The sequence below is a fragment of the Corynebacterium sp. HMSC063A05 genome (genome assembly GCF_001809695.1).
Taxonomy (GTDB): domain Bacteria; phylum Actinomycetota; class Actinomycetes; order Mycobacteriales; family Mycobacteriaceae; genus Corynebacterium; species Corynebacterium amycolatum.
In genome coordinates this window covers 248169-269298 of record NZ_KV798500.1, presented here as the reverse complement: position 1 = coordinate 269298, position 21130 = coordinate 248169, and the positions used below count along the sequence as shown (strand labels likewise).

Sequence of the window (21130 nt, the reverse complement as noted above, 5' to 3'; positions counted from 1 at the left end):
TGGGTTCAGCCCCCGTGCCTAGTAATAGAACGGGAACTCGTCCCAGTTCGGGTCGCGCTTTTCCAGGAACGCTTCCTTGCCCTCGACGGCCTCGTCGGTCATGTACGCCAAGCGAGTGGCCTCACCTGCGAAGACCTGCTGGCCCATCAGGCCGTCATCGGTCAGGTTGAAAGCGAACTTCAGCATGCGCTGCGCCGTCGGGGACTTACCGTTGATCATGCGGCCCCACTCGACCGCGACATCTTCCAACTCAGCGTGGTCGGCGACCTCGTTGACGGCCCCCATGCGGTGCATGGTCTCAGCGTCGTAGGAGCGGCCGAGGAAGAAAATCTCGCGGGCAAACTTCTGGCCAACCTGCTTTGCCAGGTAGGCCGAGCCATAGCCGGCGTCGAAAGATCCCACGTCAGCGTCGGTCTGCTTAAAGCGGGCCTCCTGGCGCGATGCGAGCGTCAGGTCACACACCACGTGCAGGGAGTGTCCGCCACCTGCGGCCCAACCGTTGACCACGGCAATGACAACCTTCGGCATAGTGCGAATTAGGCGCTGCACCTCCAGGATGTGCAGGCGACCTCCCTCGACCTTGGCTCGCGCGGTATCGATGGTGGATGCGTCCGCGGTGGCGTCGTCATGCTCGTGAGACGTTGCGTACTGGTAACCGGAACGACCACGAATGCGCTGGTCGCCGCCCGAACAGAATGCCCAGCCACCGTCCTTGGTGCTCGGGCCGTTACCGGTCAGCAGCACAACGCCGACATCCGGAGTGCGACGCGCGTGGTCGAGCGCGCGGTAGAGCTCATCGACGGTATGCGGGCGGAATGCGTTACGAACCTCCGGGCGATCAAACGCAATACGCACAATGCCGTTCTCGCGGCCCTCGCCGACGTGGCGGTGGTAGGTGATGTCGGTCAAATCCTCAAAACCATCAACCGTCTTCCACTGCTCGGGGCGGAAGGGGTTATCGGTCGAGTACTTCGCGGTATCAGTCATGGCTTCCAGCATAAAGGTCTCTAGCATGAGGGGTATGTCTGTGTCCGCTGCGCCCAACATCCAGTTTCCGCCAATCGATGGCATTCTCGACCGCGCCCACGTCGTGGCGCTACCCATGGCGGTGAAATTCCGCGGCGTCACCACCCGCGAGGCACTCCTCATCGACGGCCCCGCCACCTGGGGCGAGTTCGCGCCCTTCCTGGAGTACGAGGCGCCCGAAGCTGCCGCGTGGCTGCGCTCGGCCATCGAATGCGCATACGTTGGCCTGCCCACCCCGAAGCGCGAGTTTGTCGAGGTCAACGCCACCATCCCCGCCGTCACGCCCGAGCAGGTGCCGGAGGTCGTGGGGCGTTACCCCAGGTGTCGCACGTTCAAGGTCAAGGTCGCAGAGAGCGGCCAATCGCTTAACGACGACATCGAGCGCGTAGCCGCCGTCCGCACCTCAGTGGCCGAAGCCTATGGCTATGAACCTGTGGTGCGGGTGGATGCGAATCGTGGCTGGTCGGTGGAGCAGGCCATCCGCGCCGCCCATGAGTTGGGCCCGCTGGAATATATGGAGCAGCCAGTTGCGACTGTCGCCGAGCTTCGCGAGGTCCGCGACGCAGTGGGGGAGTTTTGCCCGATTGCTGCCGATGAGTCGATTCGCAAGGCCGAGGATCCGTATTTGGTTGCGCGCGAACAGGCGGCGGACGTGGGCGTAATGAAGGTCGCACCGCTTGGCGGGCCACGCCGTTTGCTTCGGTTGGCCGAGGAGCTGGCGATAAAGGTGACCGTCGCCAGCGCCTTGGACACCGGTGTTGGCATGGCCGCGGGATTGTTCACGGCGGCGGCCCTGCCTGCCACCGAGCTGCAGCCGGAGCCAAACGCGGCGGGTTTGGCCACGTCGTCGCTGTTTATTGAGGACGTCATCGAGCCCCGGCCACTTATCGATGGCCGTCTGCCCGTCACCAACCCCGCGCCCGACCCTTCCCGCCTGGCCGAGCTCGCCGCGCCGGGTCCCCGCCGCGATTGGTGGTTCGACCGTCTCCGCGCGGCGTATGTGCACCTGTAGCGGCGCAGTGCAGTGGCGCAGTGCAGTGGCGGCTCACGATCTGCTCCAACTCACGGAGCATCCAGAGATACTGACCCCGTTTATGACACTTTGAGTTCGAAAAACGGCTCCAAACTGTCATAAACGGGGTCAGTAACTCCCAACGAGCCCGATATCCGGCCTGACAAGTAGCCTATTGAGTGTGAACGACAACCAGGACACCTCCCAGACTTCGCACGCTCAGGGCGCCAACATCACCAATGCCGCCGGCACCGATGCTGGCACCCCAGCCTCGGCAACCGACGCCACGCCCCACACCTCCGCAGCCCATACAGCCCCCACGGCCCCATCCGCAGTGGTAGCGGGCCTCATCGTCGATGAGCTGCTGCGTCTCGGCATGGTCGATGCCGTAGTGTGCCCGGGTTCCCGGTCCGCCCCGCTGGCCCGCGCTCTGGTCCAGGCCGCCGATGCGGCGAAGGTCCGCCTCCATGTGCGCATCGATGAACGCTCCGCCGCCTTCCTCGCCCTCGGCCTGGCCTCGCGCACCCGCAAGGTGACCCCGGTAATTACAACGTCCGGCACGGCGGTGGCGAACCTCGTTCCCGCCATGGTGGAAGCCACCGCGTCGGGTATTCCGCTGCTGGCACTGACCGCTGACCGCCCCGCGCATTATCGCGGCACCGGCGCGAACCAGACCATCGTCCAGGACCGCCTGTTCGCCGATGCTTCCGTCGTCGAGTTCGATCTGGACGGCACCGCCCCGGTCACGAAGGCCACCGCCGCGCAGATTCGTGCCCGCATCGACCGCGTCGTCGCTGCCATGGCATCCGGCGCCGGCCACCTCAACGTTCGTTTTGTCGAACCGCTCGTGCCTGGCGACGACTCCGTCGCCGACATCCCCGAGGGCCGCGCAGACGGCGGCCCCTGGACCACGATTGCGTCTACCAACAGCAACAACGTCGGCGCAGCTGCCATCGCAGCCCACTCAGCCAACTCGGCCCCTACCAGCCCGGCCGACGCAGCTAGCACAGCCACAATTGACATCAGCCGCCGCACACTCGTGATTGCGGGCTCGAATGCCCCGCATCTGCCAGAGTTGGAGGATTTGCCAACCATCGCTGAGCCGAATGCATATGCGCCGGCGCACCCGGTTCACCCGCTTGCGGCGGGTACTTTTGCGCAGATTCCGCCGGAGCAGATTGTATTAGTCGGCAGGCCGACGCTGCACCGAGGAATCTCTAAGCTGCTGGCCAATCCTGATATCGAGTTGACGGTTGTCTCGGATGCGGAAAACCACGGCTTTGGAGTGGAGTTCCCGGATGTGACAGCGAACGCAAGGGCCGTCGTAAAGCATGTGCAGACTGTGGGGGACCAGGACCCGCAGTGGACGAAAATCTGTGAGGCCGCCAGCGAATTGGCGGTGAAGTCCGTGCGGGAGACGCTTACCGAGTCGATTGAAGCGGAGGAGCCACTGACCGGATTTCATGTAGCGGCGGCTCTGACGGATAGCCTGCGCACGGGTGACAATGTGGTGTTAGGCGCGTCGAACCCGGTGCGCGATGCGTCGTACACGGGCCTGCCTTTCCCGGGGGTGAACACGTATGCGGGACGAGGTGCCGCGGGCATCGACGGCACGGTGGCGACGGCGATTGGTATTGCGCTGGCGTCCGACCGCGAGCATGCCGACGAGATCCGCCCGCCAAGGACGATTGCGCTCATGGGGGACCTGACGTTCCAGCACGACTCCGCAGCGCTAGCGATTGGGCCGCTGGAGCCGAGGCCGGAAAACCTCACCATCGTGGTGGCCAATGATGCCGGTGGCGGTATTTTCGAGACGCTGGAAGCGGGCAGCCCGGCTCTGCGGGGAAGCTTTGAGCGCATCTTCGGCACCCCGCAGGACGTGGATTTTGAGGGCATCTGCCAGGCTTACGGGGTCGAGCACGTGCGCGTTGACCGCCTCCCAGATCTGCTCGCGCAGCTGCACCCGGATACCGACGTCGACGGCATTCGCGTCATCGAGGTGGCGACCACGCGTGCGACACGTCGGCAGTTGCATCACAAGCTGGCATACAATGCGGAGATTGGGGTGCTGGACAAGCACTAGCTGGACAAGCACTAGCTGGGCAAGGCTCGCTGGACAAGAACTAGCTGGCCGGCAGCATCAGATTAGAGCTGGAAACAATCAAGGACAGAAGAATAAGGAGGTCGCGACCGTCATGCAGTGGAAAACTGCCCTGGCCAATTGGCCGCGCTTCCTTCGTCAGGTGCTGCTCTTTGTAATTATTTGCCTGTTACTTTCGTGCCTGGCCATGGTGGTTGGCTGCTTCATTAATGACCGCAATATCGAGTCGAACATGGGGCAGTCCGTAGCCAATGTGCGCTCGGTCGAGCTTCTTCGCACCACGGTCGATTTCGTCGACGAGAATGGTGACTTTCAGTCGCCACCAACCGGCTTGCTCTATCCCGTTGGTCTGGAAGAGGGGCAGCGCGTCCGCGTCGAATACGACCGCACTGACCCCAATGTCGTCCGCGTCGCCGGACGCACTTGGACGCTGTCGCTTCTCCCGGCTGCCAGCATCGCTGTGGTTGCGTTTATCGTCGTCGCGCCGTTGTGGTGGTTGTCGTTGCGCGCAACCCGTCGTTTACAAAGAGATCCCCAAAAGGTAAACAGAGGGTCACTTTCGCTTTCCGACGAGATGGAAAACTAGCACCATGCGCGTTGCCATCATTGCTGAAAGCTTCTTGCCCAACATCAATGGAGTGACAAACTCCGTGCTGCGGGTGTTGGAACACTTACGCCGTGAGGGGCACGAGGCGCTGGTGATTGCGCCGGGTGCTCGGGACTGGCAAGAAGAAGCAGAGTTCTACTGCGACTACCGCATTGAGCGTGTGCCCACCGTGATGGTGCCGTTGATTGATTCGCTACCGATTGGTGTGCCGAACCGCAGGGTAGCGTCGGCGCTGACGCAGTTTAAGCCGGACGTGGTTCACCTGGCCTCACCGTTTGTGCTCGGTGGTGCGGGCGCGCTGACCGCCAAGGCGCTGGGCATCCCGGCTGTGGCTATCTATCAGACGGACGTTGCGGGTTTTGCCAAGAACTACAAGTTGGCGGGGCTCTCCACGGCCGCGTGGTTGTGGACGCGCGTGATTCACAACTCCTGCGCCCGAACGCTGGCGCCGTCGTCACCGACTATTGAGGACCTGCAGAATCACAAGATTCGTGACGTCTACCGCTGGGGTCGTGGTGTTGATGCGGTTCGCTTTACTCCGACAAAGCGTAGTGAAGAGCTCAGGAAGCAGTGGAGCCCGGAGGGCAAGCCGATTGTTGGTTATGTCGGCAGGCTGGCGGCGGAGAAATCCGTGGAGCGGCTGGCAGCGCTGAACGGCCGCGATGATATCCAGGTGGTCATTGTTGGTAATGGCCCGGAGCTGCCGAAGCTGCAGAAGCAGATGCCGAATGCCGTCTTTACCGGGCAGCTCACCGGCGATAAGCTGGCAGCGGCATTCGCCAGTCTGGATGTGTTCGTCCACACCGGTGACTTTGAAACCTTCTGCCAGGCGGTACAGGAAGCCCACGCCTCCGGTGTGCCGGCCATCGCTCCGAACGCAGGCGGTCCGCGCGACCTGATTACCAACGACGTCAACGGCTATCTGCTGGAGCCCAAGACTTTCACCCGCGATCTGTCTGAGGCGGTCGACAAGCTGCTGCTCGTCGACGATGAGCTGGCTCGCAAGCAGCTGCGCAACCGCTGCCGCGACACCGTGACCGAACGTACCTGGGGAGCACTGTGTGCAGACCTTGTTCGCCACTATGAGGAGGTTTCTGGGGTCTCCGCGGCCGAGACGTCAAGCAAGGTCGCAGCAGATACGATGGACGCTTCCCGTACAGGTGCTGCTACGCGTCAGAAGTCGGTCGCGTAATCTGGACAGCGTGTCTAGGGCTGATTTAACGAAAAATCCCAGCGAAGTCGCCTCGATGTTCGACGGCGTGGGAAAGAATTACGACATCACCAATACCGTGCTCACCGGTGGTATTGACCACTACTGGCGCGTGCGCACGGCAAAGCGCCTGAACCTGCAGCCTGGCCAGAAGGTTCTCGACCTGGCCGCCGGTACGGCTGTTTCCTCAGTGGAGTTGGCAAAGTCTGGCGCATACGTCGTTGCCTGTGACTTCTCCCGAGGCATGCTCAAGGCCGGTGCGCACCGCAGTGTTCCCAAGGTCTGCGGTGACGGCATGAAGCTGCCATTCCCGGACAACACCTTCGACGCGGTGACCATCAGCTTCGGTCTTCGCAACATCGTGGACTACAAGGCGGGCCTCGCCGAACTAGCCCGCGTGACCAAGCCCGGTGGCCAGCTAACAGTCTGTGAGTTCTCCACCCCTGTGGTGCCAGTGTTTAGCACCTTCTACAAGGAGTACTTGATGCGGGCACTGCCGCAGATCGCCAAGGTCGTCTCCTCGAACCCGGAGGCCTACGTGTACTTGGCGGAGTCGATTCGCGCCTGGCCAAATCAGCCGCAGCTCGCCCGCGACATCAATGCCTCGGGCTGGGAGGATGCTGGTTGGCAGAATCTCACCTTTGGCATCGCGGCGCTGCACTCGGCAACCAAGCCCGCGCAGTAGCTCGCGAGCTCGCAATCGGGCTGGGGCGCGGGGCCCGTCGTAAAGCAGTTTTTACCGCCAGGGCTGGCGTCCAAACCACTTATCGGAGGCCAGCGCCGCCTGCCCCGAAGCGCGCCACAGTCGCGCTACCACATCCCGGTCGTGTTCCGTGACCAGGTTTCCCATCAGGCGTGCGGCAACACCCATGAACTGGCCGCCCCACGGGGCGCCGATGGTCATCGGGCCGACGGTCGGCAGGAAGCTCGGGTACGTCAACGTCAGTGCCAACTTGCGAGCCAGCGAGAAGCCGGTGCCGTAGTGTTCGCGAAGCAGGGCGGGCCAGGAGTGAGTCAGCCCATCGCGACCCGCACCAATCGAACTCATCAGCTCCACCGCTAGCCGCGCCGACTCCATGCCGTAGTCAATGCCCTCGCCGTTGAGCGGGTTGACCAGGCACGCAGCATCACCGAGCAACGCCCAGTTCGGCCCCGCCACATTCGACACGGCACCACCCATCGGTAGCAGCGCCGACGTCACGTGCTCCGGTTCGCTCATCTGCCACTGCTCACGCACCTGCCCGTGGTACTCGCGTAGCAACTTCTTCACGTTCGCGCGCGCCGGGCGTGCCGACGTCGCCAGCGCCCCGCACCCCACGTTCGCCCGGCCTTCTCCCAGCGGGAAAATCCAGCCATAGCCCGGGTGCGTCTGCCCCTCGGAGTCGCGCAGTTCCAGGTGCGAGTGAATCCAGCCATCCGCTACGTCCGCGCTGTCGAAGCTGACGTATGACCGCGCGGCCACGCCAAAGACGCTGTCGCGATGCCACGCACGCCCCAGCTGCTTACCGACAGTACTTCGGACCCCATCGGCCACGAGCAGCCAGCGGGCCGAGATGGTGTGTGGCTTGCCTTCGCGGTCGGAAAGTTCCACCTCGCGCACGCCGTGACCCCGCGTGCCACCACTGCTTAGCGCTCCGAGAACCACCTTCCGCGCAGTGACCCCATCAAAGACTTGTGCTCCGGCATCAGCGGCGGCATTGAGCAAGAAAGTGTCGAGCTCAACACGCGGCATCGCGGATCCGACAGCGGGAAAAGTGCCGGAGGCATCATCTGGCCAAGGTGCGGTGATGGAGCCGCCGAAGCCGTGCAGCTTGAGTCCGCGGTTGCGGTTGCGGCGCAGGAGCTCGTCGTCAAGCCCTAGGCGACGTAGCTCAGCGATAGCGCGAGGAGTGAGTCCGTCGCCACAAGTCTTGTCGCGCGGGAAGCGCTGCGAGTCGACCACAGTGACCGAAAAACCGGCGCGGGCGGCGTGAATTGCGGCTGCGGAGCCGGTGGGGCCAGCGCCAACAATGAGCACGTCAGTGCTGCTGGGTAGAGCGACGGCGCCGTCGAACGTGGGGGAAACTCGCGAAATCGGGCTTGAGGTCATTGCCCCAGCGTATAACGACGTTGAAACAAATATGGGAACTGGTCTGCTAGCCACTATGCTCGTAGGGTAGTTTATTTAGCAGTTTCTTATCTTTTATCGTCAGTTAGGCAGGTCTCGAATGCGTACTGGAGACTACTCCGGGCTTAGTTCCGGAAGTGCTCAGGGCACTGGTGAGCACACCGCCACTAGTTCTCACTTCGTTGATGAGGCGCTGGAAGCAACAATCACCGAGGGAATGCGCAAGAGCGAGGACCTCCTGATTACTGAGCTGGGGCGCGGCGAGGACTTCCTAGCCGAGCGGGTTTCCCACCTAGCTCAGGCTGGTGGTAAGCGCTTCCGCCCAATGTTTACCATGCTGTCCGCGCAGTTCGGTGAGCAGCCCGAGAGCGATAACGTCATCACGGCTGCGACTGTGCTGGAGTTGACGCACCTGGCGACGCTCTACCACGACGACGTTATGGATGAAGCGGACAAGCGTCGCGGTGTGCCCTCCGCAAACTCGCGCTGGGACAACACCGTCGCCATTCTGGCCGGTGACTACCTCTTCGCTGCTGCATCCCGCCTGCTGGCGGAGCTCGGTTCCGAGAGCGTAGCCCACTTCGCCGAGACCTTCGGTGTTCTTGTCACAGGTCAGATGCGTGAGTGCCTCAACGACTTGGACCTGCCGATTGAAGAGCGCATCGAGCGCTACCTGAAGGTCATTGCCGAAAAGACCGGTGTGCTCATCGCATCGGCTGGTTATCTCGGTGCCTATCACGCCGGTGCGTCCGCCGATATTTCCAACGCACTGCGCCGCTATGGCGAACTAATCGGCATCGTTTTCCAGATCGTCGACGACATCATCGACATCTCCTCCAACACAGATCAGTCCGGCAAGACTCCGGGCACTGACTTGCGCGAGGGCGTCTTCACGCTACCGGTTCTCTACGCGCTGCAGGAGGACACCCCAGCCGCTAATCGCCTCCGTGAGATTCTCGTCGGCCCAGTCTCCGAGGACGCGCTTGTCGACGAGGCCCTCGAGCTCCTGGCTGAGACCAACGGCGTGGCTCGCGCGATGGAGAAGGTCAATGAACTGCTGGATGAGTCCGACCGCGTCATCGCTGACCTTCCCGACTGTGCGGCCAAGGATGCTCTGCGTCACGTTGCTCGCTACACCGTGGAGCGCGTGGGGTAGTGGATTGAGCTCCACTGTCGAGACGAACCTAGGGGCGAGCTCTGCTGAGAGTTGGGCCCTGCTGGGGGTGAGCCCTGCTGAGGGGTGAATCCAAGTAGGAAAATGTCCTCCTTACCTGCTGATTTGTGTAAATGACAGAGTAGTGGGTAGCATTCCATTCGCACCGTTTAAGAGTGCACGCCAGATTGCCCGAGCGGCCAAAGGGAGCGGATTGTAAATCCGTCGGCATTGCCTTCGTTGGTTCGAATCCATCATCTGGCACAGTGAAATCACCGCGAGATTTTTCTCGCGGTGATTTTTGTTTGTAGGGGCTGTTGGTGGGGATACGGGGCAGGGTTTGGGTTAGGGGGCGGCCACCCATCGATGAGCTATTCACTTATGGTTCCGCTGGGGCTCATCGATAAGTGAATAGATTATCCATAAGTGCGCGCCAAAATGTCAGCAAACGTGACAAGAAATACCGCTGCCTACCTGCTGATTTGTGCTCAGTGGTGATTTCGGGTTAATCTTTGCAAGGCTTCACGGAGAGCACAGAGCGAAACGAAACGGTCAACAATTGGCCACGGAGTTACGTGCTGAGTTCAATGGATGCTGATGCCCCCTTAGCTCAGTCGGCAGAGCGTTTCCATGGTAAGGAAAAGGTCGACAGTTCGATTCTGTCAGGGGGCTCTGTTCTTTTATACGGACTTATGTCCGGTAGAGAATAGGGGCGATGTAGCTCAGATGGTGAGAGCGCACGACTCATAATCGTGAGGTCGGGGGTTCGATCCCCCCCATCGCTACTACGGACAGTGATGTTCGTCGAACCCCGCCTTGATTATGCAGCAATGCAGTAAGGTGGGACATTGTCAGCTAAGGGCTGGAAAGTTCTTTTGCTGGTGGTGAAGGGGCGTGGCTCAATTGGTAGAGCAGCGGTCTCCAAAACCGCAGGTTGCAGGTTCGAGTCCTGTCGCCCCTGCAAGTACCCGTCATCCAGGGCGTATGAAAATGCGTCTGGGTGGCGGGTTTTTCGTTTATATTCGGCGGCGGTGGGTCAATGCGAGTTACTGACTGCGGTTATGTCAAAAATGGCTCGAAAAATGGCTTGAAAGTGTCATAAACTCGCACAGTTTCACATTTGCAGCCCGTAGTCTGGTGGGTCGTCCTTTTTGCAGCCCAAGCTTGCAGCACGAGCGAGCAGCCCAAGCTTGCAGCACGAGCTAGGGCGAAGCAGCAGTGAAGTGGCCGTCAGTGAGTATCGCTGCAAGGCCAGCAGCGGAATCGAATCTCGAAGCCTGCGGTTCCCACGAAGCGCATTTCTTCGATAGTGTGGATAATCGGCTAGAATTTACGCACTGAACCAGACTTGCTCTGCACAGTGGGGGCTCGGCTCCGGAGATTATCCCTGGAGTTTGCTCTTGAAGAATTCACGTTTGAGTTTCACTGTGCAGTATCTTTAGGTCTCATATGCACGAAGTAGCGAAGGAGCATCGTGTCTGAGGAAAACCAGACTTTCCAGGCGGCGGCTCGCCCGTCCGGTAAGCGCCAGGCGACGGGCGCGCAGACCACCGTGGCGAAGAAGCCTGCGCGTGAGAAGGAGACCAACGAGCTTTCGACTCGTAACCCTTTGGTTTTCATCAAGCAGGTTGTTGACGAGCTGCGCAAGGTGATTTGGCCGACCGGCCGCCAGATGGTCACCTACAGCATCATCGTGATCCTGTTCCTGATTGCCATGATTGCTCTCGTGTGGGGTGTGGACACGCTGGCCGGTCTGGGTGTCCGATCGGTGTTGGGCAAGTAATCGGTTATACTGTTTCGCAGTGATGCTTTTCATCCCGCCTCCGAGTTCCGGACGGCGGGATTATTCGTTAGCGCAGCTGGTGTCTTGCTGTGCGAAGTGATTGCGGATGGCATATTGGCTCTTAAGACTCTTTGAGCGAAGATGCCAATGTCGCGAACCGTTGATGTAGATACAAGAGGGGTTAGCACGACATGAATGATGGTCAGAATATTTTCTCCGACGCCCAGTCCGCGGACGCTGCCGCAACTGAGCAGGATGCGCAGGGCGCACCGGCTCAGGTAGAAGCTCCGGCCGAGGGTGCAGCCGCAGCTAACACTGCCGCAGCAGAAGCAGCGCCGGCAGAGGAGACCGCCGCTGACGCTGAGGCGCAAGCAGCTGCTGACGCAGACGCCGAGTACCGTAAGCGCCTGCGCGAGTTCCAGCGTGAGCTCAAGCGTCGTCCGGGCGACTGGTACATCATCCAGTGCTACTCCGGCTACGAGAACAAGGTGAAGACCAACCTGGAAATGCGCGCCCAGACCATGGGTGTCGATGAGCAGATTCACGAGGTCATCGTTCCGGTTGAGGAAGTCGAAGAGCGCAAGGACGACGGCAAGAAGAAAATCGTTAAGCGCAAGCTGCTGCCGGGCTACGTTCTGGTCCGCATGAGCCTGGATGACCCGTCCTGGTCCGTCGTCCGCGACACCCCGGGTGTTACTTCCTTCGTCGGTAGCGAGGGTCAGCCGTCCAAGGTCAAGATTCGTGAGGTCGCTAAGTTCCTCATGCCGAAGGAGACCATCACCGCGGACGCCGCTGAGGAAGCTGCAAATGCCGACGGTGAGCTGGCTGTCGCAGCGGCTCCGCAGGCAGAGAAGAAGGCCGTAGCCATCGACTACGAGGTCGGCGAGTCCGTCACCATCCTGTCCGGCCCGTTCGCATCTGTGGCTGCGACCATCTCCGAGATCGACCCGGACACCGGCCGCATGAAGGCCCTGGTTTCCATCTTCGGCCGTGAGACCCCGGTCGAGCTGGGCATCGATGAGGTCGAGAAGCTGAACTAGGCCTCGCACTAAGCGGACCTCGCACTAAGCCGGGCGGCAAGCCAAGCGCCGAGCAAAGGCACCAGCTAGCTTTCTCGAGCAACCAGTCTGGTAACGGATTTTGATGCACGCCATACGCTGCGGTAACGTAGCCAGGCGTGCATTTTTGTGCCTTGAGCACAGATGCGCCAAGTAATTCGTATCCCCGGTGGCTGGCACCAACTCGATGACCAGCGCCAGCGGCCATGATGGTCGTGGGCGCAAGGGTCGTCGTAAAGCGTCGGCATCCGGACGGGGTGAGTCGCCTTTTCATCGGGGCGGCGTGCCCCGGTAACTAGGAAGTAGGTTAATCCGATGGCTCCGAAGAAGAAGCTTTCTGCGATTATTAAGCTGCAGATCCAGGCTGGTCAGGCTAACCCGGCTCCGCCGGTTGGTCCGGCACTGGGTGCCCATGGTGTCAACATCATGGAGTTCTGCAAGGCTTACAACGCAGCAACTGAGAACCAGCGTGGCAACGTTGTCCCGGTTGAAATCTCCGTCTACGAAGACCGCTCCTTCACCTTCGTTCTGAAGACCCCGCCGGCAGCTAAGCTGCTGCTGAAGGCCGCTGGCATTCAGAAGGGCTCTGGCGTTCCGCACACCAACAAGGTCGGTTCCGTGACCTGGGAGCAGTGCAAGGAAATCGCCGAGCTGAAGAAGCCGGACCTGAACGCTAACGACATCGAGATGGGTGCACGCATCATCGCCGGTACCGCTCGCTCCATGGGCATCACCGTCGAGGGCGCTAAGTAAACCGTCAGCGTTTAGCTGCACCTTCATCAAGTGGTAGGGCCAGCTTCGGCCCGCTAAACACCACAATCCAACCATTTCACTTAATTGAGATTGGACTTTTCATGAGCAAGAACTCTAAGGCATACCGCGCCGCCGCCGAGAAGATCGACGCCGGCCGCATCTACTCTCCACTCGAGGCCGCTAACCTGGCCAAGGAGACCTCCTCCAAGAACTACGACGCCACGATTGACGTTGCTATCCGCCTGGGCGTTGACCCGCGCAAGGCTGACCAGCTGGTTCGCGGCACTGTCTCCCTGCCGAACGGCACCGGTAAGACCGTTCGAGTCGTCGTTTTCGCCGCTGGCGAGAACGCCACCAAGGCTGAAGAGGCCGGCGCTGACTTCGTCGGTTCCGAGGAACTGATCGAAAAGATTCAGGGTGGCTGGACCGACTTCGATGCTGCAATCGCGACCCCGGACCAGATGGCCAAGGTTGGTCGCGTGGCTCGTATCCTCGGCCCGCGTGGTCTGATGCCGAACCCGAAGACCGGCACCGTTACCCCGGATGTCGCTAAGGCTGTCACCGAGATTAAGGGCGGTAAGATTTCCTTCCGCGTTGATAAGGCTGCAAACCTGCAGGCTGTTATCGGTAAGGCTTCCTTCGACGCCGAGAAGCTGGCCGAGAACTACGGTGCGCTTATCGACGAGCTGATGCGTCTCAAGCCATCCGCTGCTAAGGGTAAGTACCTGAAGAAGATCACCGTCTCCGCCACCAATGGCCCGGGCATCCCGGTTGACACCAGCGTGATCAAGGACTACACCGCCTAAATCAGCATCAGCCGATAGGCGAGTGTGCTCTTCACAAGTCGCTCGAGGGTGACTCAGAGCCAAGCTCTTTAAAACCGCCGCCACGCGCACTTTCTCCCGGTGTGTGAGGCGGCGGTTTTGCATTCTCATAAGGGATACCGATAGCGCGGTGGGGGTTTGGGCGCGGTAGACGTCGTAAAGCGAATTGCTAATCCAAAGAACTAATCGAGCCGAAATGGACTCACAGCCAAAGTTTGTTGCTTAAAATCGCGACTATGACGTTGATTTTGGAACCCGAAGAAGGGCTGGAGGCGCTTGGCGAGATTAATCGCCTGGCGCAGCTCGACGACGGTTCCGGAATTATTGAACCGCAGCTCATCTCGTACCTCGACTCGTTGGGCGACGACGCCTATGACATGCCTTGCCTGCGCATCGCGGGGCAGACGCTGCTGGGCGAGGTACTGACGGGGCTAGGGGAGGACGAGCGCGTAGCTGAGGTGCTTCGCCGCAATATCCAGGATTCTGTGGTGCTTCCGGGGATGAGTGAGGAGGAAGCTCTGCAAGCTCGGGCGGCGCAGGTCGTGGTCGTGCGGTTGCTGCGCATCATTGCGCGGATGGAGGCCGTGGAGCTTCGCAACGCCGTGGCGCAGCAGTGCCTGGCATCGCAGATCCCGCCGGTCGTGCGTGTGGCATTGACACTCACCGTGGATATTCTCGATGCCGCCAGGTTGGACGCGCATCCCGACGACATGGTGCGCGTAGTACTCGACTATGCAGACCAAGTGCTCTGGCTTGCCGACGATGACCTGAATGCGTACTTTGCCGAGCTCGAGATGATTGTGCAGCAACGTGAGAAGGACCTGGAGTTCGGCCGCTTTGGAGAGCCTGGTGCGGCGCGCTTTGGATAGGCGATTTGATTAATTTCCTGGGTCTGGTATAGAGTTTCTTCACGAAGTTTGACCGGCTTCCAATCGGTACCAACATTAAGTTGGGACGATGGAGGTTGGTACTCAAGTTTCACCGAAGACCGTCGGTCATTCGCTTTGAAAGAAGCGGATTGAAGGTTTCATTGTAGGAATACAGTGAGCGGCCCACGCAGGAGGACTTGGAAGCGCTTGCGCAGTTTGGCTTCACCTGCTGGCCCTGGGGTCGGCGGAGTTGAAGTGGAACATGCCAAAAGAATTGTGCGCCCCATCCTTGTGCGAGGATTGGGGCGTTTGTTGTATTTGCGCAAAAGAATCCTTCACTTGGCCGAGCGGAAAATTGCAAAGACCAGGAAGGAGGCGAGAGTACACATGGCAGCAAATGCTGAGAAGATTGCAGCTGTTGCAGCGCTGAAGCAGGACGTCGAAGAGTCCAACGCTATCGTGCTGACTGAGTACCGCGGCCTGTCCGTTGCGGAAATCACGGAACTGCGTCGCGCCCTCGGTGCTGATGTTAAGTACTCCGTCGCCAAGAACACCATGATCAAGATCGCTGCCGACGAGGCAGGGATTGAGGGTCTTGATGAGCACCTGAACGGCCCGACTGCAGTCGCCTTCATCAAGGGCGAGGCTGTGGATGCGGCTAAGGCGATTAAGAAGTTCGCCGGTGACAACAAGAACCTCGTGATCAAGGGCGGCTACATGGACGGTGCTGCAATCGATGCAGCACAGTTCGAGGCTCTTGCGGATATGGATAACCGTGAGACCACGCTGGCAAAGCTGGCTGGTGCCTTCAACGGCGTTCTGGCGAACGTCGCTGGCCTGCTCGATGCTCCGACCTCCTCGGTTGCCCGCCTTGCTGCGGCACTCGAGGAAAAGAAGTAATCCCGAGCGGCTCGCGAACTACGCGAACTAAATCACGCGAAAAACTTTTAAATATCACTTTGACGGCTTCGACCCCAGGGATCTCTGAGGGGAGCGGCCGCACCACACTCATAGGAGAATATCCATGGCTAAGTACACCACTGAGGAACTGCTCGAGGCTTTCAAGGAAATGACCCTCGTTGAGCTCACCGAGTTCAAGAAGGCTTTCGAGGAAGAGTTCGACGTCACCGCTGCTGCTCCGGTCGCAGTTGCTGCTGCAGGCGCTGCTGGCGGCGAGGCTGCTGCTGAGGAGAAGGACGAGTTCGACGTCGTCCTCGAGGACGCTGGCGCTAAGAAGATCGGCGTTATTAAGGCTGTCCGCGAGATCGTCTCCGGCCTGGGCCTGAAGGAGGCTAAGGAGATGGTTGAGTCCGCTCCGAAGGCTATCCTGGAGGGTGCTTCTAAGGACGACGCTGAGGCTGCTAAGGCTAAGCTGGAAGAGGCTGGCGCAAAGGTCTCCCTCAAGTAATTCAGTTACTTGCTTCGGCCCCGGTAGTGGCCTAAAGCTGCCAATTCTGACCGCCAATTCTGGGCTTCTTGCCCGGGGTTGGCGGTTCTTTTGTTTCTGGGGCCTTTGCTAACCCACCTGACCCGGGCAAAACCTCACTAATCTCACCCGTCACAGAAAGTTGGGGCAAAAACCAGCCCACTCATTGTCTTGATTGCCCTTATTGGCCTGTAAAGTATCTAACATGCTCTCACGGCCGAGAATTTTGTCTATCCTTCTATTGGGTCTAGGCACTGCACTGCTTGCTGCTGGCATCTTGCTGCCCAAAGTGCTCAATGTTGATCCCAAAATGCCGCTTAACCTGCCGCCGGTGTCGTACACCCTGCGGGCGGAAGACGGCGTATCCACCAGGATTAACGAAGAAGGCAAGCGCGAAGAAGTGCACTCGCCGCTGCAGAGACAGCTCCACGGCGTACTCATCGAACCTGCCGATGCGGACAAGGTTTCGCTCCGTGTCGGTGTGACTGAAATGCGTGAGCTTCCCCCGGAGGTCATGGGCACCGACCCGCTGACCGAGCTTATCGAGGCCAATATCTGGACAGTGACCATCGACCGACTCACCGGCGAGGCGCTGGCTCCTGCGACGCTTGTCGACCGCATGGCGGGCGTTCCGCGGTCTGTGGCTTTCGAGGGGAACTGGGTGAAGCTCCCGGCCGACACGGAGGAAAAGGAATATCTGATCTTTGATGATTTCCTCCACGATTCCCTGCCAGCAAAGTTTGTCGGGGAAGAGGAACGCGGCGGCAACCGCGTTCTGCATTTCCGTCAGGATATTGAGAAGACGAATCTCGCCCAGAAGTACCGTTCTTACGTCTCTCAGCTAACTCAGGATGACAAATCCGGGTTCCTCCAGTACCAGGGCACCCGTGATTTTTGGGTTGAGCCGAAGTCTGGCTCGGTCATCGATATGGCCGAGGACATCCACCTTTGGTGGGAGACTCGCGATGGCGAGCCGATCATGGACTACCTGCGCTTCAACGGAAAGATGGACGAAGGCCTTTCCAATCAGCTTCTCTTCGGCGCAATACAGAATTTCCAGCGCCCGGCTCTAGAGCCGTGGTCAATCGGTCTCATTACGTCCGGTTCGATTCTGGTATTCATCGCAATCGTGGGCATCGTGCGTCCTTCGACCCGTCGTAAAGCAGAGTAACGCTTTACGACGGCCATAGCGCCCAGGCCTCACCCTTTATATCGGTGACGGGTGAATGCGACACGCCCGATTTGTCAAGTTGTACTAGACAACTGTCAGTTTTTGATATAGGCTAAATCGTTGCGCTGGAATTAGTGTATCTGTCGCCAGCTCTTTTATAGTTTGCGCTCGGGGCTCGGGGCTATTATGTAGCACCGTTTTTCGTGCATCTAGCTGTTAAAGGAGTTGCCGCGGCGCCGCCGTTAGGGCTCGGGGGCTCGCCTTTTAAAGGCTGGTCTTGGAGGCCAAGTGGCGGGGGAATCACTTTCGTGTGTGACCAAAGGTTAGACGCAAAGTATCCCGGTGCGCAACAGAAATAATTCCTGCAACTTGAATCGCGTATAAACCAAGCGGGCGGAGCGCACCACCGGTTGCCGGTGTGCTCCACCGCGTGAGGTGCTGGAAGGACGCATCTTGGCAGTCTCCCGCCAGACCAAGGCAGTAACCGGTATTCCCGGAGCTTCGAAGAGGTACTCGTTTGCAAAGATTCAGGAGCCGATTGCGGTTCCTGGTCTGCTCGACCTGCAGCGTGAGTCTTTCGCATGGCTCATTGGCACGCCTGAGTGGCGCGCTCGTCGCCAGGAGGAGCTCGGAGAAGACGCTCGGGTTACCAGCGGTCTCGAAGATATTCTAGAAGAGCTCTCTCCGATCGAGGACTACTCCCAGAAGATGTCCCTGACGCTGTCGGACCCATGGTTCGACTCCGTCAAGAACACCGTGGATGAGTCCAAGGATAAGGACATCAACTACTCGGCTCCCCTCTACGTCACCGCGGAGTTCACCAACCGCGAGACCGGTGAGATCAAGAGCCAGACTGTCTTCATCGGTGACTTCCCGATGATGACGGACAAGGGTACGTTCATCGTCAACGGAACTGAGCGTGTCGTTGTTTCTCAGCTGGTGCGCTCTCCGGGCGTCTACTTCGATGAGACCATCGACAAGTCCACCGAGCGCCCGCTGCACTCGGTGAAGATTATTCCGTCGCGCGGTGCGTGGCTGGAGTTCGACGTCGACAAGCGGGACACCGTCGGCGTTCGTATTGACCGTAAGCGTCGCCAGCCGGTCACGGTTCTGCTGAAGGCTTTCGGCTGGACCACTGAGGAAATCAAGGAGCGCTTCGGCTTCTCTGAGATCATGATGGCCACCCTGGAGAAGGACGGTGTTGCAAACACCGACGAGGCTCTGCTGGAGATTTACCGCAAGCAGCGCCCGGGTGAGCCGCCGACGCGCGAGTCCGCGCTGGCTCTGCTGGAGAACAACTTCTTCAAGCCGAAGCGCTACGACCTGGCCAAGGTCGGTCGCTACAAGGTCAACCGCAAGCTGGGCCTGGGTACTGAGGTCTCTGGCGAGATGGTCCTGACCGAACAGGATATCGCTACCACCATTGAATACCTCGTGCGCCTGCACGACGGCGAGAATGTTATGACCTCGCCGGAAGGGGTCGAGATCCCGGTTGAGACCGACGATATCGACCACTTCGGTAACCGTCGTCTGCGTACCGTAGGCGAGCTGATTCAGAACCAGGTTCGCGTGGGCCTGTCCCGCATGGAACGCGTGGTTCGTGAGCGCATGACCACTCAGGACGTGGAGTCGATCCAGCCGACCACTCTGATTAACGTGCGCCCGGTCTCCGCGGCTATCCGTGAGTTCTTCGGTACTTCCCAGCTGTCCCAGTTCATGGACCAGAACAACTCGCTGTCGGGTCTGACCCACAAGCGTCGTCTGTCCGCACTGGGTCCGGGTGGTCTGACCCGTGACCGTGCTGGTCTCGAGGTTCGAGACGTTCACCCGTCCCACTACGGCCGCATGTGTCCAATTGAGACCCCAGAGGGTCCGAACATTGGCCTGATTGGTTCGCTGTCCTGCTACGCACGCGTGAACCCGTTCGGTTTCATTGAGACTCCGTACCGTCGCGTCCGCGATGGTGTCATCACCGATGAGGTCGACTACCTCACCGCTGATGAGGAAGACCGCTACGTCGTTGCGCAGGCCAACACTCCGATCGACGAGAACGGCCACTTCGTTCAGGAGACCCTGTCTGTTCGTAAGAAGGGCGGTGACGTCGAGTCCGTCCGCGCTGATGAGGTCGACTACCTCGATGTTTCCCCGCGTCAGATGGTCTCCGTGGCTACTGCCATGATTCCGTTCCTCGAGCACGACGACGCTAACCGTGCCCTGATGGGTGCGAACATGCAGCGTCAGGCTGTGCCGCTACTGCGTTCGGAGGCTCCGTTCGTCGGTACCGGTATGGAGCAGCGTGCTGCTTACGACGCGGGCGATGTCATTGTCGCTTCGGCCGCCGGTGTGGTCGAGACCGTGTCGGCAGACTTCATCACCATCATGGACGATGAAGGCCAGCGCCACACCTACCTGCTGCGCAAGTTCGAGCGCACCAACCAGGGCACCTGCTACAACCAGAAGCCACTGGTTGACGAGGGCCAGCGTGTTGAGGCCGGCCAGGTCATCGCTGACGGTCCGGGTACCGACAACGGTGAGATGGCACTTGGTAAGAACCTGCTCGTGGCATTCATGCCGTGGGAAGGTCACAACTACGAGGACGCCATCATCCTGAACCAGCGCATGGTTGAGGAGGACATCCTGACCTCGATTCACATCGAGGAGCACGAGATCGACGCCCGCGACACCAAGCTGGGTCCGGAGGAAATCACCCGTGACATCCCGAACGCGTCCGAGGAGATGCTGAAGGATCTGGATGAACGCGGCATCGTCCGCATCGGTGCCGACGTTCGCGACGGTGACATCCTGGTCGCTAAGACCACGCCGAAGGGTGAGACTGAGCTGACTCCGGAGGAGCGCCTGCTGCGCGCTATCTTCGGCGAGAAGTCCCGCGAGGTCCGTGACACTTCCATGCGTGTTCCGCACGGTGAGTCCGGCAAGGTCATCGGCGTCCGTGTCTTCTCCCGTGAAGACGATGACGACCTGGCACCGGGTGTCAACGAGATGGTCCGCGTGTACGTTGCGCAGAAGCGCAAGATCCAGGACGGCGACAAGATGGCAGGTCGCCACGGTAACAAGGGCGTTATCGGCAAGATCCTGCCGCAGGAGGACATGCCGTTCCTGCCGGACGGCACCCCGGTCGACATCATTCTGAACACCCACGGTGTTCCGCGTCGTATGAACATCGGCCAGGTCCTCGAGGTTCACCTCGGCTGGCTGGCGAAGGCCGGCTGGAGCATTGAGGGCGACCCGGATTGGGCTAAGCGTCTTCCGGCCGACCTGCACGACGTTCCGTCCGACTCCCTGGTTGCAACCCCAGTGTTCGACGGTGCTGAGAACGAGGAGCTCGCTGGTCTGCTCGCGTCGTCCCGCCCGAACCGTGACGGCGAGGTGCTGGTCAACGCTGACGGTAAGGCCACGCTGTTCGACGGCCGCTCTGGCGAAAAGTTCCCGTTCCCGGTTTCGGTGGGCTACATGTACATGCTGAAGCTGCACCACCTGGTCGACGAGAAGATTCACGCTCGTTCCACCGGTCCGTACTCCATGATTACCCAGCAGCCGCTGGGTGGTAAGGCTCAGTTCGGTGGTCAGCGCTTCGGTGAGATGGAGGTGTGGGCAATGCAGGCATACGGCGCTGCCTACACCCTGCAGGAGCTGCTCACCATCAAGTCCGATGACGTGGTTGGCCGCGTCAAGGTCTACGAGGCAATCGTGAAGGGCGACAACATTCCGGATCCGGGTATTCCGGAGTCGTTCAAGGTGCTTCTGAAGGAACTGCAGTCGCTCTGCCTGAACGTTGAGGTCCTTTCGGCCGACGGCGTTCCGGTTGAGTTGGGCTCCTCCGACGATGAGGAACTCGACCACGCGACCGCTTCCCTCGGCATTAACCTGTCCCGCGATGAGCGTTCCGACGCTGACTCCGCATAGTTTCTCGCTTAACGACGAAACATTGCGTGAGTATCAGGGTCGGGAAGCCCTAACTCGCGAATAACCCAACACAGACGACAACGTACAAAAACCTCCGCAGAGAATT

At 60.1% G+C, this 21130-nt stretch carries 17 protein-coding genes and 4 tRNA genes; 19 read left to right on the top strand and 2 right to left on the bottom strand.

Annotated features, from left to right (window positions below):
• Positions 1–18: 18 nt before the first annotated feature.
• The gene (locus HMPREF2651_RS05055; RefSeq protein ID WP_016422029.1) at positions 19–999 is read right to left on the bottom strand and encodes a 1,4-dihydroxy-2-naphthoyl-CoA synthase; all 981 of its coding nucleotides are present in this window, start codon (positions 997–999) and stop codon (positions 19–21) included.
• Between the two features lie 13 nt (positions 1000–1012).
• Here HMPREF2651_RS05055 and HMPREF2651_RS05050 point away from each other — a divergent pair, with 13 nt between their 5' ends.
• From HMPREF2651_RS05050 to HMPREF2651_RS05030, 5 genes are all read left to right on the top strand, one after another.
• Entirely contained in the window at positions 1013–2038 is a 1026-nt protein-coding gene (locus tag HMPREF2651_RS05050; RefSeq protein WP_038627598.1) for an o-succinylbenzoate synthase, read from the top strand.
• A 334-nt stretch (positions 2039–2372) separates the two neighbouring features.
• Positions 2373–4121: a 2-succinyl-5-enolpyruvyl-6-hydroxy-3-cyclohexene-1-carboxylic-acid synthase gene (gene menD, locus HMPREF2651_RS05045; RefSeq protein ID WP_168162260.1), complete on the top strand. Its 1749-nt coding sequence runs from the start codon at positions 2373–2375 to the stop codon at positions 4119–4121.
• A gap of 112 nt (positions 4122–4233) precedes the next feature.
• Positions 4234–4725 carry a DUF3592 domain-containing protein gene (locus tag HMPREF2651_RS05040; protein ID WP_038627602.1) on the top strand — a complete coding sequence of 164 codons (492 nt, stop codon included), beginning with the start codon at positions 4234–4236 and terminating at the stop codon, positions 4723–4725.
• Positions 4726–4729: 4 nt separating this feature from the next.
• On the top strand, positions 4730–5938 hold the full coding sequence (locus HMPREF2651_RS05035) for a glycosyltransferase family 4 protein (protein WP_038627604.1): 1209 nt from the start codon (positions 4730–4732) through the stop codon (positions 5936–5938).
• A gap of 10 nt (positions 5939–5948) precedes the next feature.
• Complete coding sequence (locus HMPREF2651_RS05030) at positions 5949–6641, top strand: demethylmenaquinone methyltransferase (RefSeq protein WP_070585988.1); 693 nt, start codon at positions 5949–5951, stop codon at positions 6639–6641.
• Between the two features lie 51 nt (positions 6642–6692).
• Here HMPREF2651_RS05030 and HMPREF2651_RS05025 read toward each other — a convergent pair whose 3' ends face one another.
• The gene (locus HMPREF2651_RS05025; protein WP_224792234.1) at positions 6693–8045 is read right to left on the bottom strand and encodes a geranylgeranyl reductase family protein; all 1353 of its coding nucleotides are present in this window, start codon (positions 8043–8045) and stop codon (positions 6693–6695) included.
• 118 nt (positions 8046–8163) lie between these two features.
• Here HMPREF2651_RS05025 and HMPREF2651_RS05020 point away from each other — a divergent pair, with 118 nt between their 5' ends.
• The 14 genes from HMPREF2651_RS05020 (at position 8164) to HMPREF2651_RS04955 (ending at position 21024) form a co-directional block, all read left to right on the top strand.
• Complete coding sequence (locus HMPREF2651_RS05020; protein ID WP_049180768.1) at positions 8164–9219, top strand: polyprenyl synthetase family protein; 1056 nt, start codon at positions 8164–8166, stop codon at positions 9217–9219.
• Between the two features lie 179 nt (positions 9220–9398).
• Positions 9399–9480: transfer RNA gene (locus HMPREF2651_RS05015), tRNA-Tyr, on the top strand.
• Positions 9481–9815: 335 nt separating this feature from the next.
• Positions 9816–9888: transfer RNA gene (locus tag HMPREF2651_RS05010), tRNA-Thr, on the top strand.
• 39 nt (positions 9889–9927) lie between these two features.
• Positions 9928–10001, top strand: a tRNA-Met gene (locus tag HMPREF2651_RS05005).
• Between the two features lie 103 nt (positions 10002–10104).
• A tRNA-Trp gene (locus HMPREF2651_RS05000) sits at positions 10105–10177 on the top strand.
• A 513-nt stretch (positions 10178–10690) separates the two neighbouring features.
• Complete coding sequence (gene secE / locus HMPREF2651_RS04995) at positions 10691–10999, top strand: preprotein translocase subunit SecE (protein ID WP_016422041.1); 309 nt, start codon at positions 10691–10693, stop codon at positions 10997–10999.
• Between the two features lie 191 nt (positions 11000–11190).
• Positions 11191–12039 (top strand): transcription termination/antitermination protein NusG, encoded by an 849-nt coding sequence (gene nusG / locus HMPREF2651_RS04990; protein ID WP_049180769.1) that lies wholly within the window; start codon positions 11191–11193, stop codon positions 12037–12039.
• A gap of 333 nt (positions 12040–12372) precedes the next feature.
• A complete protein-coding gene (gene rplK / locus HMPREF2651_RS04985) occupies positions 12373–12810 on the top strand; it encodes a 50S ribosomal protein L11 (RefSeq protein WP_016422043.1) in 438 nt (145 codons plus the stop codon).
• 101 nt (positions 12811–12911) lie between these two features.
• A complete protein-coding gene (gene rplA / locus HMPREF2651_RS04980) occupies positions 12912–13616 on the top strand; it encodes a 50S ribosomal protein L1 (RefSeq protein ID WP_016422044.1) in 705 nt (234 codons plus the stop codon).
• 254 nt (positions 13617–13870) lie between these two features.
• Positions 13871–14503 (top strand): hypothetical protein, encoded by a 633-nt coding sequence (locus HMPREF2651_RS04975; RefSeq protein WP_049180770.1) that lies wholly within the window; start codon positions 13871–13873, stop codon positions 14501–14503.
• A gap of 387 nt (positions 14504–14890) precedes the next feature.
• Positions 14891–15403 carry a 50S ribosomal protein L10 gene (rplJ, locus tag HMPREF2651_RS04970; protein ID WP_005509856.1) on the top strand — a complete coding sequence of 171 codons (513 nt, stop codon included), beginning with the start codon at positions 14891–14893 and terminating at the stop codon, positions 15401–15403.
• 124 nt (positions 15404–15527) lie between these two features.
• Positions 15528–15911, top strand: coding sequence for a 50S ribosomal protein L7/L12 (gene rplL, locus HMPREF2651_RS04965; protein WP_038627619.1), 384 nt, complete (start codon positions 15528–15530; stop codon positions 15909–15911).
• A gap of 223 nt (positions 15912–16134) precedes the next feature.
• A complete protein-coding gene (locus HMPREF2651_RS04960; RefSeq protein ID WP_049180771.1) occupies positions 16135–17100 on the top strand; it encodes a cell envelope lipid trafficking protein PgfA in 966 nt (321 codons plus the stop codon).
• Positions 17101–17535: 435 nt separating this feature from the next.
• Positions 17536–21024, top strand: coding sequence for a DNA-directed RNA polymerase subunit beta (locus HMPREF2651_RS04955; RefSeq protein WP_038627624.1), 3489 nt, complete (start codon positions 17536–17538; stop codon positions 21022–21024).
• Positions 21025–21130 lie beyond the last annotated feature (106 nt).